Raw genomic sequence first — 13,488 nt, 5'->3', positions numbered from 1 at the left:
GGCGCGTGGGAGTGCAGGCCGGCCCCGGCAGCGGGGCGACGAGTGGTCCTCAAACGAGCGTTTACGTTATGACACAGCGCCGCCGCCGCGGCTGTAAGAGAAAGGTCGCATGCCCTTTGGCCGACGCTCACGCCGGGCCGATCAGATGCTTGATTTCCAGATAGCCGGCCAGCCCCCATGGCCCCAGCTCGCGGCCGATGCCGCTGCGCCCGAAGCCGCCCCAGCCGGCCTCGGGCAGTACCAGCTGCTCGCTGTTGAACCACACGCTGCCGGCGCGCAGCGCCCGGCCGACCCGCCGGGCGCGCTCGGCGTCGCCACTGATCACCGTGGCGGCAAGGCCGAACTCGCAGGCGTTGGCCAGGGCGATCGCTTCGGCGTCGTCGGCCACGCTGCGTGCGCACAGCACCGGGCCGAAGATCTCCTCGCGCCACAGCCGGCTGGTCAGCGGCACATCGCGATACAAGGTCGGGGCGACGAACTCGCCCTGGGTCGGCAGCTCGCGATGGCGTGCGTCACGCACCGCGTCGAGCCCTTCCGCTTTGGCGATGGCGAGATAGCCCTCGACGGCGTCGCGCTGGCGGGCACTGGTCATCGGCCCCATGTCGGTGTCCTCGGCCAGTGGGTCGCCCAGGCGGATGGCGTCGATGCGCCGGGCGAGGGCGGCGTAGAGCGCCTCGGCCAGGCTGTGATGCACCAGCAGGCGCGAGGTCGCGGAGCAGATCTGGCCGCTGTTGAAGAAGATCCCCGCCATCACCCAGTCGGCGGCGCTGTCGATATCGGCGTCGTCGAGCACCAGGATCGGTGACTTGCCGCCGAGCTCTAGCGAGACCCCGCGGCTGCCGGTGGCGGCGGCGCGCATCACCGCTTCGCCTACCGCGTTGCTGCCGGTGAAGGAGAGCTTGTCGACCCCGGGGTGCGCGCTCAGAGGTGCGCCGATGCCCGCGCCATCGCCGAGCAGCAGATTGAACACCCCGGCGGGCAGGCCGATTTCGACGGCGATCTCGGCCAGTGCCAGCTCCGGCAGCGGCACGACTTCGGAGGGCTTGAACACCAGCGTGCAGCCGGCGGCGAGCGCCGGCGCGATCTTCCAGGCGCTGGTCACCAGGGGGAAGTTCCAGGGGGTGATCAGGCCCACCACGCCGGCGGGGTCTTCGTAGATGCGCGCCTCGATCCCGTCCAGGGCGTGCGCGACGCTTCGGCCCTGGCGGCTTTCCAGGGCGCGGGCCTGATCGGCGTAGTAGCGATAGCAGGCGATGGCGTCGTCCATGTCGATATCGGTCTCCGCCAGCGCCTTGCCGTTGTTGGTGGCGGACAGGCGCATCAGCGTCTCGCGACGTCGCTCGAGGGCGTCGGCGAAGGCCTCCAGATAGCCGGCGCGGCGTTCACCCCCGAGAGCCTGCCAGGCGGGCAGCGCGCGGCGTGCCGCGGCCACCGCCGCGTCGACGTCGTCGGCATCCCCGGCGGTGATCTCGGCGAGCCGTGTCTGGCGATAAGGGTCGATGACCGGCAGGCGCCGTTCGCCCCGTGAGGCAACCCAGCGGCTGTCGATGAACTGATGGTCGAGTCGTTGCATGGTCGTCCTCAACGGTCGTGGTCGCGTAGCCAGGCATCGATCAGGGCGTGGCAGCGCTGCCCCGAGAAGCTGGGGAAGTGGCCGCCGTGGACACTGCGTACCGGCAGTGCACGCAGCCGTCGCAGGCTGGCGGCGTAGTCGTCGAGATCGCTGTGGTAGGCGTCCTCGATCAGCTCGCCGTCGTAGAGGATGTCGCCGGCGATCAGGGTCGCGCTGGCCGCCTCCCACAGCGCGATCCCCCCGGGCGAGTGGCCGGGGGTGTGGATCACCTCGAAGCGGCGGTCGCCGAGATCGATCATGTCGCCATCCTCGAGGGTCCGGAGCGCCGGCGGCGCCGGGATGCGGTAGCCGCTGTGGGCATAGGGCAGCGGTGGCAGGGTGTCGAACATGGCGTCGTCGAGAAAGCGCGCGGCCAGCGTGCGCGCGTTGTCCGGGTCGGCGAGGATATCGGCCTCGGCGGCGTGTACGTGGCAGCAGTCGAACTCGTGGGCGCTGCCGATATGGTCGAAATGGGTGTGGCTGGCCACGGCGACGATATCGCGCTCGCTGAGCAGGGCGACCCGCTCGCGCAGCGGCACCGCGCCCAGGCCGAAGTCGACCACCAGATCGCGGTCGCGACCGCGCACGTGCCAGATGTTGCAGCGGTAGAACGGTTTGATGCCGGGCTCGTCGATCAGCGTGATGGCATCGGCGAGGGGCTGCAGCCGATACCAGCTCGCGGCATCGCCGCGGGGCAGGGAAAAACCGCTCATGGCGCGGACTCCTCGACGGCGGCCTGCGAGCGCGGCCGGGTCAGCAGCAGCGCGCCCAGCCAGTAGAGCGTGCCGGTGATCACGAACACCGGTAGCGAGGCGCCGAATGCCAGCGGCGAGACCAGCGACCAGTAGGCGGCGAGGGCGGCGCCGATCAGATAGGCGCCGATCGCCACCGCCGCGGTGGGCCGCCCCAGCTGGCGTTTGGCGGTCAGCAACTCGCGGCCGTAGCCGTCGCGCCCGACCAGGTAGTAGTCGACGATCATCACCGAGAAGGCGGGGATGAACAGCGCGCCGATCAGCAGCAGGAAGTTCTGGAACTGATCCAGAATGCCCGGAATCAGAGCGCCGAACACCGTCACCACGCCGATCACCAGCGCCGGCTTCCAGAACGCCATGCCGGGGGCGACATTCATGCACGAGAGTGTGGCGCTGTAGACCGCCATGACGTTGGTGGTCATCACCGAGAAGAAGATCACCAGCGCCGCGGGCAGCCCGAAGCCGAAGCCGGAGAGCAGCCGCGTCGGATCGTAGGTCTGGGTCATGCCGTTGAGCACCGAGAGGCCGGATACCGCGGCACCCAGCCCCATCGCCAGCAGCGCCGCCAGCACGTAGCCGACATAGGTGCCCCACACCGCAATGGCGCCGCTCTTGCAGTTGCGGTTGTAGTCCGCCGAGGAGGAGATCCAAGAGAAGGCGGTGGCGATCACGATATCGAAGGCGATGCCGAGGGTGATGCCGTTGCGCGCCTCGACCGGCATCGTCAGCAGCGCGCCGACGTCGTAGTGGCGGTTGAGTTGGTAAAGCACCACCGCCGCCAGCCCGACCATGGCCACCGCCGCCCAGCGTTCGACCCGCTCGATGCCCAGATGGCCGCGCAGCACGATCAGTACCACCACGCTTTCGCACAGGATGGTCATCAGCGCCAGGTTGGAGTAGCCGGTGGTCGCCTGGATTGCGTAGTCCAGACTCATCCCGGCGAGCAGCGCCTGGATCCAGCTCCAGGCGATCAGCACGCCCATGTTGACCAGCGAGATCAGCCGGCTACCCAGCGGCCCATAGGCGCGCCGGGTGAGCGCCATCGACGGCAGCCCGGTGCGCTGGCCCATCAGCCCCACCAGCAACAGCGGCACGGCGCCGATCAGCGAGCCCACCAGCACGCTGCCCATGGCGGTGGTGAAGGGGAGATCCGGCACCAGCAGCATGCCGGTGAGAATGGTGGTGACGACGACGTTGGCACCCAGCCACAGGGCGATGGTGCCAAAGGCGCCGAGACTCTTGTGCTGATGCTCGTCGAGGGTGTCCTGCCCGAGCAGGCGGTCGAAGAAAGCCATGTTGAGATCCTCGGTCGTTGTCTTTGTCTTTGTCTTTGTCTTTGTCTTCGTGTCGTTGGGGCTTGCCTGTGTGGCTTACCTGTCTTGCTCGTATGTCCGGGCCAGCGCGGCCTCAGCCGCAGGCCGCCTCCCATTCCGTGGCATCGATCTCGATCAGCCGTGGTCCCGTGCAGGGTGCGGCCAGGGCCTCTGCCAGTGCCGCGGGGCTCGACACGCGCTCGGATTCGCAGCCGAAGGCCTTAGCCAGCGGCTGGAACACCGGCGCCGCCGGGTCGACCCCGAGTGGCGCGATACCGGCATGGGTCATGGCCTGGCGGATCTCCGCATAGCCGGCGTTGTGCCACAGCAGCAGGGTGAGCGGCAGCGCCAGCTCCACCGCGGTGGCCAGTTCGGCCAGGCTGAACATCACGCCGCCGTCGCCGACCAGTGCCACCACCGGGCGCTGGGGGCAGGCCAGCGCCGCGCCGATGGCCGCCGGCAGGCCGTAGCCGAGCGTGCCGTAGCCGGTGGAGGCGTTGAACCAGCCGCGCGGCGCGTCGCGCTGGGCCAGGTGGTTGCCGGCGTAGACCGGTGCGGTGGAGTCACCGACCAGCACGGCATCGCGGCGGTGGCGGTCCAGGGCGTCGAACAGCGGTACGAAGGGGGCGAAATCAGCCCGGGTGGCCAGCGCCAGTGACGCCTTGAGCTCAGCCACGCGCGCGGCCGCGTCGTGCGAACCCGATGCCAGCCGCGGCAGCAGCGCGCGCATCGCCGCCCCGGCCTCGGCCACGATACCCAGCGCCGGCAGATGGTTGCCGCATAGCTGGCGCGGGTCGATATCGATGCGGATCAAGCGCTCGGGGAGCCTGAAGCCGCCATCGAAGGTGACGTCGTAGTCGGTTTCGCCCAGCTCGGTGCCGATCGCCAGTACCACGTCGGCCTCCGCCACCAGCGCGCGCACCTCGGGCCAGGTGGCATTGGCGCCGAGATCGAGCGGGTGCGCGCGCCCCAGCACGCCGCGGGCGTTGATGGTGGTCAGGGTGGGCGCATCCAGGCGTTCGGCCAGCTCGCGTGCCGCCGCCGGGTCGGCGATCGCCCCGCCGCCCAGCAGCAGCAGCGGGCGCCGGGCGGCGTCGAGCCACGCCGCTGCCTGGTCGAGTGCCGCCGTCGCGGCCTGCGGCGGGTGGCAGCGCCCCGGCACTGGCAGTTCGGCGTCCAGCGGGGCGTCGAGCAGGTCGCGTGGTATCTCGATGTGCACCGGCCCCGGCCGCGCGGTGTGCAGCAGCGTCCAGGCCCGCGCCAGCACCCGTGGCAGGTTGGCTGGGTCGAGCAGGGTATGGCTGAGCAGGCTGACCCCGCTCAGGGTCTGCTGCTGCGACGGCAGCTCGTGCAGCCGGCCTTCGCCCATGCCCAGCTCGGCGCGCCGGTTGACGCTGGAGATCACCAGCATGGGCACGCTGTCGGCGAGCGCCTGACCCATCGCCGTGGCGATATTGGTCATCCCCGGGCCGGTGATGATGAAGCAGGCCGCCGGGCGCCCGCTGGCGCGGGCGTAGCCGTCGGCCATGAAGCCCGCCCCCTGCTCGTGGCGCGGGGTGACATGGCGCAGCCGGCTGCCCTCGAGCCCGCGATAGAGCTCGATGGTGTGGACACCCGGAATGCCGAAGACGGTATCGATGCCGAGCGCTTCCAGCGCCCGCACCAGCCAGCGTGCCACGCTCATGCGTGCGGCTCCGGCTGTGCCTCGGTGGCCACGGGGCGGCTGTGATCCGGACGCAGCAGGCTGACCACGACGAAGCTCACCAGGCTCGCCACCAGGCCGGCGTAGATCGGCGAGTTGGCCAGCAGGCCATCCTTGAGCATGAACGCCACCACCCCCAGCGAGCCGGCGGCCATCGCCGCGATGGCGCCGCCGTTGGAGGCACGGCGCCAGTAGAGCGCGCCCAGGATCGGTACCAGCATGCCGCCGACCAGCAGGTTGTAGGCGATGGTCAGGGCGCCGATCACGTCATCCACCATTAGCGCGATGACGATGGTGACCAGCCCCATCAGCAGCGTCCACAGGCGGTAGCTCGAGACCCGCTCGCTCTGCCGGCCGCTGCGCAGCGCCGGCAGCAGATCGCGGGTCATCAGGGTCGAGGCGGCCAGCATGCCGGCGCTGGCGGTGGACATCATCGCGGCCATGGCGGCGGCGATGATCAGCCCGCGCAGGCCGTCCGGCAGCGCCAGTTGGGCGACCGCGGCGAAGGCGTTGTTGGCATCGGCGAGATCGGGCAGCAGCACGCTGGCGGCCACCCCTACCAGCGCCCCGATGGCGCCATAGATCAGGCAGTAGATCCCCGCGGCGGTGCCGGCGAAACGGGCCACCCGGGTCGAGCGCGCGGTGAACACCCGCTGCCAGATGTCCTGGCCGATCAGAATGCCCAGGAAGTAGATGACGAAGTAGGTGACGATGGTCGACCAGCCGATCCCGGTGAGCGAGAAGTGCCCCGGCGCGGCGCTGGCGACCAGCGTGTCCCAGCCGCCGGCATAGTGCACCGTCAGCGGCAGCATCAGGCCGAGCATGCCCACGGTCATGATCACGAACTGGACGATGTCGGTGAGTGTCAGCGACCACATGCCGCCGAGGGTGGAGTAGACCACCACGATGGTGCCGCCGATCACCACCCCGACCCAGGAGGGTAGCGCGAACAGCACCGTCACCAGGGTGCCGATGGCGATGGTCGAGGTGACCGCGATCATCAGATCGTAGGCGAGCATCACCGCTGAGCTGACGGTCTTGGCCGCCGGCGTGTAGCGGCGCTCCAGCAGTTGGGTGATGGTGTAGAGCTTGAGCTTGGCCAGCGGCTTGGCCAGCACCAGGCTGAGCACGATCAGCCCCAGGCCCAGGGCGCCGCACAGCCACAGCCCGGAGAGACCGTAGACGTAGCCCAGCTTGACCGTACCCACGGTGGAGGCACCGCCGAGCACCACCGCCGAGAGCGTGCCCAGATAGAGCCCCGGACCCAGGCGCCGGCCCGCCACCAGATAGTCGTCGCTGCTGCGGGCGCGTTTCATGCCCCAGCAGCCGAGAAGCAGCATGCCCGCCGCGTAGAGCGCGACGACGAGAAGATCCAGCATCATGAGGTGTCATCCTGCCGCCGTGCCGGCGGCGATTGTTGTTGTGAATCCAGACGTGAACGGTCGGCGCGGCGTCAGCGGCGCTTCACGCCGGGCAGCACACAGAGCATCTCGAACAGCAGATTGGCGGCGACTACCGCGGTCTGGCCGTGGGCATCGTAGGGCGGCGAGACCTCGACCAAGTCGCAGCCGACCAGATCCAGGCCGTGGCAGCCGCGGATGATCTCCAGCGCCTGGGGAATGGTCAGCCCGCCGATCTCGACCGTGCCGGTGCCCGGGGCGTAGGCGGGGTCGAGGCTGTCGATGTCGAAGCTCAGATAGACCGGCCCACCGCCGACCTTTTCGCGAATCTCCGCCATCAGCGGTGTCAGGCTCTGGTGCCAGCACGCCTCCGCCGGCACCACCCTGAAGCCCTGGTCGCGGCCCCAATCGAACTCGTCGGCGGCGTAGCCGGTGCCGCGCAGGCCGATCTGCGCCACTCGGTTCGTATCCAGCAGCCCCTCTTCCACGGCGCGGCGGAAGGGGGTGCCGTGGGCGATCTGCTCGCCGAACATCTGGTCGTTGATGTCGGCATGGGCATCGACATGGATCAGCCCCACCGGCCCGTGCTTGGCGGCCATGGCGCGCAGGATCGGCAGGGCGATGGTGTGATCGCCGCCCAGGGTCAGCGGGATGACGTCGTGGCCGAGCATCTCGTGGTAGAAGCGCTCGATGATGCCGACGCTCTTCTTGAGATCGAAGGTGTTGATCGGGACGTCGCCGATATCCGCCACCTGCAGGCTCTCGAAGGGCGCGGCGCGGGTCGCCATGTTGAACGGCCGCAGCATGCGCGACTCGTCACGGATCTGGCGCGGTCCGAAGCGGGTGCCGGGGCGGTTGGAGGTGCCGATATCCAGCGGGATACCGACGAAGCAGGCATCGAGCCCGGCGGCGCTGTGCTGGGTCGGCAGGCGCATCATGGTCGCCGGGCCGCCGAAGCGGGGCATCTCGTTACCGCCCAGCGGCTGGTTGAGCGGGGTGCGATCCTCGGGCTGGTGGGACATACCGTCTCCTGGATTGTGATTGTCTAAGGGTCACTGATCACCACGCATAAAGCGTGCCAACCGTAACTGATTGATTTTGGGCGATCGCTAGCGAGGCATGATGCGTTTTTGTATCGATGGCTTGCGGCATTTGATCCAAATAAGTATCAATGATGCAAAAGCGAATCGGAGACGCCGATGACTGAGGCCCAAGCGGACTTCGCCACCCTGAAGGCGATGGTCGAGACCGCCCAGGACCATCTGTTCGTGGTCGATGCCGAGGGACGCATCCTCGATGTCAGCCCCGGCGCCGCGACGGTCTACGGCATGCCGCGGGAGACGCTGTGCACGACCACCGTGCAGGCGCTGCAGGCCAGCGGCGTGCTCTCGCCCTCGGTGTCGCTGGAAGTGATCCGCAGCGGCCAGCCGGCGCAGCTGATGCAGCGCACCGGCACCGGCCGCCAGGTGATCGCCGAGGCGCATCCGGTGTATGTCGGCGGGCGCCTGGTGCGGGTGATCAGCCGCTCGCGGGATCTCACCGATCTGCGCCTGCTGCAGGACGAGTACGCGCTGCTGCAGCAGCGCTTCACCGAGCATCTCAAGCGCCATCACGAGGCGCCGGGAGAGCTTCCGGGCGAGGCCGGCGAGCTGGTGGTCAAGAGCCGCGTGATGCGTGAGATCACCCAACTGCTCAAGCGCAGCGCGCCGACCGACGCCACGGTGCTGATGCTGGGGGAGTCGGGGGTGGGCAAGACCGCCTTTGCGCGTCAGCTGCACCGCTGGAGCCGCCGCCGCGATGGCGCCTTCGTCGACGTCAACTGCGCGGCGATCCCCGAGTCGCTGTTCGAGTCGGAGATGTTCGGCTACCAGCCCGGCGCCTTCAGCGGCGCGGCGCGGCAGGGGAAGGCGGGGCTGCTGGAGCAGGCGCACAATGGCACCCTGTTCCTCGACGAGATCGGCGAGCTGCCGCTGACCATGCAGTCCAAGCTGCTCAAGGTGATCCAGGATGGCTCGCTCACCCGGCTTGGCGATACCCGCTCGCGGCGGGTCGACTTCCGTCTGGTGGTGGCGACCAATCGCGACCTGGCGCGGCAGGTGGAGGAGGGCGCCTTCCGGCTCGATCTCTACTATCGGCTCAACGTCATCCCGGTGACGCTGCCGCCGCTGCGCGAGCGCCGCGAAGAGATTCGCGGGCTGGCGGAGCGCCAGCTGGAGCGGCTCAACCGCCGCTACGGCGATGACAAGATGCTCCACCCGCGGGCCTGGGCCGAGCTGATGAGCGCCGAGTGGCCGGGCAACGTACGCGAGCTGGAGAACTGGCTGGAGCGCGCCTGGCTGGCGGCGGAGAGCAGTGTGATCGGTGGCCCGGCGGGTAGCGAGCCGGACAGCCCCGGGGCACCGCCGTCGCGGCATCCGACGGACCCGGCGGACGCCGCGCTACTGGCCGAGGGCGAGGGGTTGAAAGCGGCGCTGGCGGCCCACGAGCGGCGTATCCTGGCCCAGCTCGCCGAGACCCACGGCTCCACCTATGCGCTGGCCGAGCGCCTGGGTATCAGCCAGCCCAGCGTGGTGCGCAAGCTGAAGCGCTACGCCATCGCCCTGGGGCGCGATCAGTCCGGCCGCTGACCGGTATAGCGGGCGATCAGCCGTGGATTGCCGTAGCCCCAGCGCTCCGCCTCGCTGGGGGCGTCCGGGGCCTCGTCGTCGTGCAGCCACTCGCGCCAGCTGGCGACCAGCAGGGCCATCAGCACCGGCCCCACGAACAGCCCTACCAGCCCCATGGTCTTCACCCCGCCGACCAGCCCGAAGAAGGTGGGCAGGAAGGGCAGCTTGATCGGCCCGCCGACCAGCCGTGGGCGCAGCGTCTTGTCGACGATGAACAGCTCGATCGCACCCCACAGGAACAGCCCGATGCCGTTGGGCAGATGCCCGGTGGCGATCAGATAGAGCGACACCAGGGTGAAGGTGAGCGGGGCGCCGCCGGGGACCAGCGCCATGAAGGCGGTGATTACGCCGAGGACCACCGGTGACTGCACCCCGGCGATCCAGTAGGCGGTGCCCAGCACCAATCCCTCACCGAGGGCGATCAGGCCCATGCCGACCACGGTGGAGCTGATGGTCGCCGGTACCACCCGCGAGAAGCGCTGCCAGCGCGCCGGCAGGATGCGCTCGCCGACGATATCCAACTGGCGCGCCATGCCCACCCCGTCGCGGTAGAGAAAGAACAGCGTGATCAGCATGAACAGCAGGGTGAGGGCGAGATGCACTGCATTGCTGCCGAGCGCCAGCACCCAGCGCGAGATATTGCCGATGTGCTCGCCACCCACCAACTGAAGATAGGACTCCAGCGCATGGGGTTCGGCCAGGTAGGTCTGCCACTGCTCGCGCACCCAGCTACCGACTCCGGGTAACTGGGCGGCCCAGGACGGCACCGGAATGCCGTGCTGGTTGGCGGCCAGCAGCCAGCCGATCCAGCCCTTGAGCTCCTGGAAGGCGTAGGTGCAGGCCATCACGATGGGGATCACCAGGCACAGGATGATCAGCACCAGGGCGATGCTCGCGGCCAGGGTGCGGCGCTGGCCGCAGTGTGCCAGCAGCCAGCGGTAGAGCGGCCAGCTGGCGACGCAGATGATCAGCGCGGCGAGCACCGGAATCAGGAAGTCGATGAAGAAGTAGACGCCGGCGATCATCACCAGCACCAGCAGCCAGCGGGCGACGCTGGAATCGGCAAAGATAGGAGCCATGGATCTCCCTGATGGCAAGCGTGGAGGGCGACTCATCATACCCCAGCTCGGCGCGCTGGCGTCGAGTTCCGAGCGCACTGGCGCGGTCCCGGGCGCGTCGCGGGGCAATAAGGCTGCCGGGGGCGGGAAGGCAGCCACGAAAAAGGCCTCTCCGGGGAGAGGCCTTGGGTCAAGCAGCGGTCTCGGCGCGGCTCAGGGCAGCTCTTCTTCGCCTTCGACGTTCTCCTTCTTCGCCGGGATCAGATCCTGGCGCTCGAGCTTGAACACCAGCAGCAGCGCTGCGGCGACATAGACCGAGGAGAAGGTACCGGCGACGATCCCCAGGATCAGCGAGATCGAGAAGTTGTGGATCATGTCACCGCCGAGGAAGAACAGCGCGAACAGCACCAATAAGGTGGTGCCCGAAGTCGCCAGGGTACGTGACAGGGTCTGGTTGATCGCTTCGTTGAAGATCTGCGCCATGTCGTCGCTGCGCGAGAGGCGGATGTTCTCGCGGATGCGGTCGTAGACGATGATGGTGTCGTTCAGCGAGTAACCGATGACCGCCATGATCCCGGCCAGCACGGTGAGGTCGAACTCCCACTGGAACAGCGCGAACAGCCCCAGCACGATCACCACGTCGTGGGCCAGCGAGATCAGCGCGCACAGGGCGAACTTGTACTGGTAGCGGAAGGCGACGTAGACCGCGACACCGGCCATGGCCACCAGCATGCCCAGACCGCTCTGGTCACGCAGCTGGTCGCCGACCTGGGCGCCGACGAACTCGGCCCGGACCAGCTCGATCGAAGCGCCGTTGGCATCGAGCGCGGCGACCACCTGATTGCCGACATCGTTGTTGAAGGTCTGCTGCAGGCGCACCAGCACTTCGTTGGCGGCGCCGAAGGTCTGCACCTGGAAGTTCTCGAAGCCGTGGCTGGCGAGCAGGGCGCGCACATCGTCGAGCGACGGCGCGGCGGCGTAGTGCAGCTCGACCACGGTGCCGCCGGTGAAGTCCAGACCCAGGTTGAGGTTGAGCAGCACGAGCGCACCGACCGAGACGATCGTGAGGACGATCGAGACGATGAAGGCGATGCGGCGTTTGCCCATGAAATCGAATTGGCGCATGGCTCGCGTCTCCTAGATCCAGAGTTTCTTCAACGGCTTGCCGCCGATGGAGAGGTTGACGAGGGCACGCGACACCATGATGCCGGTGAACATCGAGGTCAGGATGCCGATCGACAGCGTCACCGCGAAGCCCTTGACCGGGCCGGTGCCGATGGAAAACAGCACCACCGCCACCAGCAGCGTGGTCAGGTTGGCGTCGACGATCGAGGTGAAGGCGCGCCCGTAGCCGGCGTGAATCGCCTGCTGTGCCGGCGTCTTGCGCCTGAGCTCTTCGCGTATGCGCTCGTAGATCAGGACGTTGGCATCCACCGCCATCCCCAGGGTGAGCACGATACCGGCAATGCCGGGCAGCGTGAGGGTGGCATTGAGCAGTGACATGATCGCGATCAGCAGGGTGAGGTTGACCGCCAGGGCGACGTTGGCGATGACGCCGAACGCCTTGTAGCGGATCAGCATGAACGCCACCACCAGCAGCCCGCCGACGATCACCGAGAAGATCCCGCGCTCGATGTTCTGTGCGCCCAGGCTTGGCCCGATGGTGCTCTCCTGCACGAAGTAGATCGGCGCGGCGAGCGAACCGGAACGCAGCAGCAGGGCCAGCTCACGCGCTTCGGTCGGGGAGTCCAGACCGGTGATGCGGAAGCGGTTGCTCAGCGCGCTCTGGATGGTCGCCAGGCTGATGATGCTGCGCTCGGTGGAGGGGATGTGCTCCACCACCGGCTTGCCGTCCTTCATCACCGTGCGCGTCTCGGTCTTGTGCTCGATATAGAGCACCGCCATGCTGCGGCCGATGTTGGTGCGGGTGGCCTGGTTCATCAGCGAACCGCCGGTGCCGTCCAGGTTGATGTTGACCTGGGGGCGGCCGTTCTGGTCGAAGCCCTGGCTGGCGCTGGAGACGCGGTCACCGGTGATGATCACGTCACGCGACAGGGTCGCGGTGCGCTGCGGGTTGTTGCGGAACGGGAAGGTCTCGGTCTCGGAGGCCGGCGCATCCGGGCGCGCCTCGAGGCGGAACTCCAGGTTGGCGGTGGCACCGACGATACGCTTGGCCTCGGCGGTGTCCTGCACCCCCGGCAGCTCGACCACGATACGGTTGGGGCCCTGACGCTGGACCAGCGGCTCGGAGACGCCCAGCTCGTTGACGCGGTTGCGGATCGTGGTCAGGTTCTGCTCGACGGCGTAGTCCTGAATGTCCTTGATCGACTGCTCGGTGAGCGACATGTCGAGGAAGGCGCGGCGGCCCTCTTCGCGGCTCTGGAGCTGGAACTCGCGGAAACTCTGCCGGATCTGGTCGCGGGCGGCATTGCGATCCTCGACGTTGGCGAACTCGAGATGCAGGGCGTTGCCGTCGATCTCGGTGCCGCGGTAGCGGATGTGCTGGTCGCGCAGGTCGGCGCGGATGGCGCTGGCGGTGGCTTCCAGACGCTGCTTGACCGCGGCCTGCATGTCGACTTCGAGCAGGAAGTGCACGCCGCCGCGCAGGTCGAGGCCGAGTTTCATCGGGGTCGCGCCCAGGCTGGTCAGCCACTCGGGGGTGGAGTCGGCCAGGTTGAGCGCCACGGTGTAGTTGTCGTCGAGCGCCTTGTCGATCGCGTCGCGCGCGGGTAACTGCTGTTCGGCGTTGTCGAGACGAATGAGGGCGGTCGAGTTGCCGGTCATGCTGGCCGACTTGACCGCGATGCCGTCGTCGGCGAGAACTTGGGTCACACGCTCGAGCTGCTGGCTGTCCAGGGTGCCATTGGTCGTGCTGATCTGAACGGCGGGGTCCTGCGGATAAAGATTGGGTAACGCGTAGATGACACCGACGACGAAGACGATGAGTATCAGCAGATACTTCCACAGGGGGTAACGATTGAGCAT

General features: G+C 68.3%; 10 protein-coding genes. 1 reads left to right on the top strand and 9 read right to left on the bottom strand.

Annotated features, from left to right (window positions below):
- Nucleotides 1-127: 127 nt before the first annotated feature.
- From J0A90_RS05335 to speB, 6 genes are all read right to left on the bottom strand, one after another.
- Nucleotides 128-1,573 (bottom strand): aldehyde dehydrogenase family protein, encoded by a 1,446-nt coding sequence (locus J0A90_RS05335; RefSeq protein WP_207032029.1) that lies wholly within the window; start codon nucleotides 1,571-1,573, stop codon nucleotides 128-130.
- 8 nt (nucleotides 1,574-1,581) lie between these two features.
- Nucleotides 1,582-2,325 (bottom strand): MBL fold metallo-hydrolase, encoded by a 744-nt coding sequence (locus J0A90_RS05330; protein ID WP_207032027.1) that lies wholly within the window; start codon nucleotides 2,323-2,325, stop codon nucleotides 1,582-1,584.
- Nucleotides 2,322-3,659, bottom strand: a complete 1,338-nt coding sequence (locus J0A90_RS05325; protein ID WP_207032025.1) for a cytosine permease — start codon at nucleotides 3,657-3,659, stop codon at nucleotides 2,322-2,324. The genes J0A90_RS05330 and J0A90_RS05325 overlap by 4 nt, the downstream gene beginning before the upstream one ends.
- Nucleotides 3,660-3,771: 112 nt before the next feature.
- Entirely contained in the window at nucleotides 3,772-5,361 is a 1,590-nt protein-coding gene (locus tag J0A90_RS05320) for a 5-guanidino-2-oxopentanoate decarboxylase (RefSeq protein ID WP_207032022.1), read from the bottom strand.
- Complete coding sequence (locus J0A90_RS05315; RefSeq protein ID WP_207032021.1) at nucleotides 5,358-6,761, bottom strand: sodium:solute symporter; 1,404 nt, start codon at nucleotides 6,759-6,761, stop codon at nucleotides 5,358-5,360. Before J0A90_RS05315 ends, J0A90_RS05320 begins: the two co-directional genes overlap by 4 nt.
- Nucleotides 6,762-6,832: 71 nt before the next feature.
- Nucleotides 6,833-7,801 carry an agmatinase gene (gene speB / locus J0A90_RS05310; RefSeq protein WP_207032019.1) on the bottom strand — a complete coding sequence of 323 codons (969 nt, stop codon included), beginning with the start codon at nucleotides 7,799-7,801 and terminating at the stop codon, nucleotides 6,833-6,835.
- Between the two features lie 177 nt (nucleotides 7,802-7,978).
- On the opposite strand from speB, the gene J0A90_RS05305 reads away from it, so the two are divergent.
- The gene (locus J0A90_RS05305; RefSeq protein ID WP_207032017.1) at nucleotides 7,979-9,406 is read left to right on the top strand and encodes a sigma-54-dependent Fis family transcriptional regulator; all 1,428 of its coding nucleotides are present in this window, start codon (nucleotides 7,979-7,981) and stop codon (nucleotides 9,404-9,406) included.
- Here the strand turns inward: J0A90_RS05305 and J0A90_RS05300 are convergent.
- The 3 genes from J0A90_RS05300 to secD form a co-directional block, all read right to left on the bottom strand.
- A complete protein-coding gene (locus J0A90_RS05300; RefSeq protein WP_051896376.1) occupies nucleotides 9,391-10,524 on the bottom strand; it encodes an AI-2E family transporter in 1,134 nt (377 codons plus the stop codon). The genes J0A90_RS05305 and J0A90_RS05300 overlap by 16 nt on opposite strands.
- 192 nt (nucleotides 10,525-10,716) lie before the next feature.
- Nucleotides 10,717-11,628 (bottom strand): protein translocase subunit SecF, encoded by a 912-nt coding sequence (gene secF, locus J0A90_RS05295; RefSeq protein ID WP_207032008.1) that lies wholly within the window; start codon nucleotides 11,626-11,628, stop codon nucleotides 10,717-10,719.
- Between the two features lie 12 nt (nucleotides 11,629-11,640).
- Complete coding sequence (secD, locus tag J0A90_RS05290) at nucleotides 11,641-13,488, bottom strand: protein translocase subunit SecD (protein WP_207032005.1); 1,848 nt, start codon at nucleotides 13,486-13,488, stop codon at nucleotides 11,641-11,643.

It is taken from the genome of Salinicola sp. DM10, from assembly GCF_017306975.2.
GTDB lineage: Bacteria > Pseudomonadota > Gammaproteobacteria > Pseudomonadales > Halomonadaceae > Salinicola.
Note: the sequence above shows the minus strand (reverse complement) of the source record. Positions and strands in the feature narration are given on the sequence as shown.

Excerpts from the sequence above, each read along its gene's own strand:
- J0A90_RS05335 (WP_207032029.1), bottom strand. The coding sequence starts at position 1,573 with ATGCAACGACTCGACCATCAGTTCATCGACAGCCGCTGGGTTGCCTCA.
- J0A90_RS05330 (WP_207032027.1), bottom strand. The coding sequence starts at position 2,325 with ATGAGCGGTTTTTCCCTGCCCCGCGGCGATGCCGCGAGCTGGTATCGG.
- J0A90_RS05325 (WP_207032025.1), bottom strand. The coding sequence starts at position 3,659 with ATGGCTTTCTTCGACCGCCTGCTCGGGCAGGACACCCTCGACGAGCAT.
- J0A90_RS05320 (WP_207032022.1), bottom strand. The coding sequence starts at position 5,361 with ATGAGCGTGGCACGCTGGCTGGTGCGGGCGCTGGAAGCGCTCGGCATC.
- J0A90_RS05315 (WP_207032021.1), bottom strand. The coding sequence starts at position 6,761 with ATGATGCTGGATCTTCTCGTCGTCGCGCTCTACGCGGCGGGCATGCTG.
- speB (WP_207032019.1), bottom strand. The coding sequence starts at position 7,801 with ATGTCCCACCAGCCCGAGGATCGCACCCCGCTCAACCAGCCGCTGGGC.
- J0A90_RS05305 (WP_207032017.1), top strand. The coding sequence starts at position 7,979 with ATGACTGAGGCCCAAGCGGACTTCGCCACCCTGAAGGCGATGGTCGAG.
- J0A90_RS05300 (WP_051896376.1), bottom strand. The coding sequence starts at position 10,524 with ATGGCTCCTATCTTTGCCGATTCCAGCGTCGCCCGCTGGCTGCTGGTG.
- secF (WP_207032008.1), bottom strand. The coding sequence starts at position 11,628 with ATGCGCCAATTCGATTTCATGGGCAAACGCCGCATCGCCTTCATCGTC.
- secD (WP_207032005.1), bottom strand. The coding sequence starts at position 13,488 with ATGCTCAATCGTTACCCCCTGTGGAAGTATCTGCTGATACTCATCGTC.